Here is a 3,573-nt window from a genome sequence, read left to right on the forward strand (position 1 = left end):
TGCCCCTCGTGTGGGGCGGCGCCATCACGGGCGCGGTGTCGATCGCGCTGCTGCTGATCCAGTCGCGGCGCGGCCCGCGCACGTTCGAGTTCGTCGTCATCGGGCTGCTGGCGATCATCGCCCTGGGCTTCACATTCGGGGTGCTCGTCGCGCCTCCCGACCCCGCGGGCGTGATCGGCGGCCTCGTCCCCCGCTTCGAGGGCACCGACTCGGTGCTGCTGGCGGCCTCGATCCTCGGCGCGACGATCATGCCGCACGCGATCTACGCCCACAGCGCCCTGGCGCGCGACCGGTTCGCGCCGCGCACCGGCACCGCCTCGGGTTCGGGGCGCGGACCGTCCGTTCGGGGCGGACTTTCCACGCCCCAAGGCGCCGCTCGGCGCCCCGAGCCCGAGGAAGGATCCGGCGGGCGTCACTTCGGCGCGACCGACCGCCCGGCACTCGCCGCTCACCCGCTCAGCGACCGCGGGTCGGCCGATCCGACCCTCGCCGAGCTGCGCGGCATCCCTACCCGGCGGCTGCTGCGGGCGACCAAGTGGGACGTGTCGATCGCGATGCTCATCGCGGGCACCGTCAACCTGTGCATCCTGCTGCTCGCCGCGGCGAACCTCGCCGGGGTGCCCGGCACCGACTCCCTCGAAGGCGCCTACGCCGCCCTGTACGCGGGCCTCGGTCCCCTCGTCGCGACGCTGTTCGCGGTCGGGCTGCTCGCGAGCGGCCTGGCGAGCACGTCGGTGGGCGCGTACGCGGGCGCCGAGATCATGCACGGCCTGCTGCACATCCGGGTGCCGCTGCTCGCCCGGCGCCTCGTGACGCTGATCCCGGCGCTCGTCATCCTCGGGCTCGGGTTCGATCCCACGGTGGCCCTCGTGCTCAGCCAGGTGGTCCTGTCGTTCGGGATCCCGTTCGCGCTCGTACCGCTGGTCGCCCTCACCGCGAACCGCGAAGTGCTGGGCGCGTTCCGCAACCGGGTGTGGACGACGATCGCGGGGGTGGCGGCATCCGTCTTCCTCATCGCGCTGAACGGCGTGCTGCTGTTCCTCGTGCTCACCGCGTGAGGGCCGCGGGTAGCCTGGTGGCCGTGCCCTCACCCGCGGTCGATGACTACCTGAAGACGATCTACCACCACACCGAGTGGCAGGACGACCGCATCACGCCGTCGCAGCTGGCGTCCGAGCTGGGGCTCGCGCCGTCGAGTGTCACCGAGATGGTCCAGAAGCTCGCCGCGCAGGGACTGGTGACCCACCGCCCGTACGGTCCGGTGTCGTTGAGCGAGGCCGGCGAGCGGCGCGCCGCCGCGATCATCCGGCGTCACCGCCTCATCGAGACATGGCTGGTGCGCGAGTTCGGCTACTCGTGGGACGAGGTCCACGACGAGGCCGAGGTGCTCGAGCACGCCATCAGCGACCGCCTGCTGGAGGGCATCGACGAACGGCTCGGACGCCCCCGCTTCGACCCGCACGGCGATGCGATCCCCGACGGCGAGGGCCGGGTGCACCGCGAGCCGTTCGTGCTGCTCGGACAGGCACCGGCGGGCCACGTCGGCCGGGTGCTGCGGGTCAGCGACCGCGACCCCGACCTGCTGCGGGCCGTGGAGGCGTCCGGTGTGGCCGTCGGGGCGTCGGTGACGGTGTTGGATGCCGCATCCCTGCGGATCGACGACGTCGAGGTCGCCCTGCCCGCGGCCGCCGCCGGCGCCGTGTGGCTCAGCGCCTGAACCGCCGCCCCAGGTCTCAGAAGAAGAGCACGCCCGCGAGGTAGCTGACGCCCATCGTTCCCAGGCCCACGATCAGGCTGCGGATCAGCATCCGCACCGCCGACAGCCGGCCGACGCCCGCCGCGACCAGCGACGTCAACGCGAGCGACACCACGACCGCGACGATGATCGCCCACGTCTCGATGGCCACCGGCGCCAGGAACGTGATGATCACGGGGATGGCGGCGCCGATCATGAAGGCGATCGCGGTCTCGACGCCCGCCCACCACGGCGCCGAGGCGTGGGTGATCTCTTCGATGCCGTGCTCGGCGTCGAGCTGCGCCCCGACCGCGTCGCGGGCCATGAGCTGCTGCGCCACCTCGTGCGCGAGCTCCGGCGTCAGGCCACGCCCCTGCCAGTACGTCGCGAGCTCGGCCAGCTCACCCTCCGGGTCGCGCTCGATCTCGGACCGCTCCTCGGCGGCGAGCTCCAGCTCGCCCTCGCGCTCGGCGGCGACCTCGGCCCACTTGGCGCCGCCGGCGCTCAGACCGCCCGCGAGCATCGCGGCGATCGAGGTGAACAGCAGCAGCCGGTCGCCCGCTCCGGCGCCGGCGAAGCCCTGCAGCAGACCGGCGGTGGCGATGATGCCGTCGTTGGCGTCGATGGCCCACGAGGTCTCACGGACGCGCGCGACGAGCCGCGACCACCACGAGAGCTGCTCCGCCATGCGACCTCCTGGGGTCAGTCTGGCAGTCGAGCAGGCTGTCTCAGCGGTGCGCCGCGATCTGCGCGGCCTTCTCGAACGGCCAGGCCACGCCGGTCGCGGCCTCGGCGAACGCCCACAGACGGGCGGCGATCTCGGGGTCTCGCGTCACCTTGGCGGCGGTCTGCCGACGCGGTTCCCCACGCGATCCCGATCGGGGTCCCCAGAACTCGCCGCCCTCGATGGCGGGGTCGGCGAGCGCCCGCACGAGCGGCCATGCGCCGTGCTCCTTGGACTGCGCCGCGACGGCCTGCAGGTTGTCGGCGAACCGCTTGGCGCGCGACGGCTCGTTGACCCCCACGATGCCGGGTGTGCGGCCGCCGGTCGAGTACCCGGGGTGCGCGACGACGCTCTCGACCGGTATGCCGGCCTCGCGCAGCCGACGGTCGGCCTCGAACCCGAACGAGGTCGTCGCGACCTTGGACTGCACGTAGGCGCGCCACGCCGAGTATTTCTCGGACAGCTGCGGGTCGACGGGGTCGTACGGGGTGAGCGCGGTCGACATGCTGCCCACCCACACCATGCGGCCCGCGGCCTCGGCGAGCGCCGTCAGCAGCTCGCCGGCGAGCGCGAAGTGCCCGAGGGCGTTGGTGGCGAACACGACCTCGTGGCCGTCGATCGTGGTCTCGCGGACCTTGGGCGCGTGCACGATCCCGGCGTTCAGCAGCACGCCGTCGAGGCCCCCGCGGCCGCGCACGCTGGCCGCGGCCGAGCGCACCGAGCCGAGGTTGGAGGTGTCGAGGATGAGGGGCTCGGTGGCGTCCGGTGCGGCATCCGGGGCCCTCCGCCGGATCGCGGCGCGCGCGGCCGACAGACGGTTCGGGTGACGCGCCGACATGATCACGCGGGCGCCCGCGCGCACGAGCTGCTCGGACGCGAAATACCCGAGGCCGGCGTTCGATCCGGTCACGAGGTACACGCGGCCGGTCAGGTCGGGAAGGCTGCGGGGATCCCACGTCACGGCATCGACCCTACGCCTGCGCGGCACCTAGTCTTTACGCATGCGCACCCGGTCCGACATCGAATGCTGGCTCACCGACATGGACGGCGTGCTGGTGCACGAGAACACCCCGATCCCGGGCGCCGCCGAACTGCTCGCGCAGTGGCGCGAGCA

Annotated in this window: 4 protein-coding genes and 1 pseudogene; 3 read left to right on the forward strand and 2 right to left on the reverse strand. The window is 73.1% G+C overall.

Annotated features, from left to right (window positions below; all coding sequences use genetic code 11):
* Window positions 1–1,058: Nramp family divalent metal transporter (locus ACTHNQ_RS06405; protein ID WP_440332108.1), on the forward strand; the 1,058-nt coding region annotated here is incomplete at its 5' end.
* 23 nt (window positions 1,059–1,081) lie between these two features.
* Window positions 1,082–1,717 (forward strand): metal-dependent transcriptional regulator, encoded by a 636-nt coding sequence (locus ACTHNQ_RS06410; protein ID WP_440332110.1) that lies wholly within the window; start codon window positions 1,082–1,084, stop codon window positions 1,715–1,717.
* 16 nt (window positions 1,718–1,733) lie between these two features.
* Here ACTHNQ_RS06410 and ACTHNQ_RS06415 read toward each other — a convergent pair whose 3' ends face one another.
* Both ACTHNQ_RS06415 and ACTHNQ_RS06420 read right to left on the reverse strand, forming a co-directional pair.
* Window positions 1,734–2,423: a VIT1/CCC1 transporter family protein gene (locus ACTHNQ_RS06415; RefSeq protein ID WP_440332112.1), complete on the reverse strand. Its 690-nt coding sequence runs from the start codon at window positions 2,421–2,423 to the stop codon at window positions 1,734–1,736.
* 40 nt (window positions 2,424–2,463) lie between these two features.
* Window positions 2,464–3,420 (reverse strand): SDR family NAD(P)-dependent oxidoreductase, encoded by a 957-nt coding sequence (locus ACTHNQ_RS06420; protein WP_440332114.1) that lies wholly within the window; start codon window positions 3,418–3,420, stop codon window positions 2,464–2,466.
* Window positions 3,421–3,460: 40 nt separating this feature from the next.
* On the opposite strand from ACTHNQ_RS06420, the pseudogene ACTHNQ_RS06425 reads away from it, so the two are divergent.
* Window positions 3,461–3,573 (forward strand): annotated as a pseudogene (locus ACTHNQ_RS06425) (TIGR01457 family HAD-type hydrolase); the annotation flags it as partial.

It is taken from the genome of Microbacterium sp. (assembly GCF_051953575.1).
Classification (GTDB): domain Bacteria; phylum Actinomycetota; class Actinomycetes; order Actinomycetales; family Microbacteriaceae; genus Microbacterium.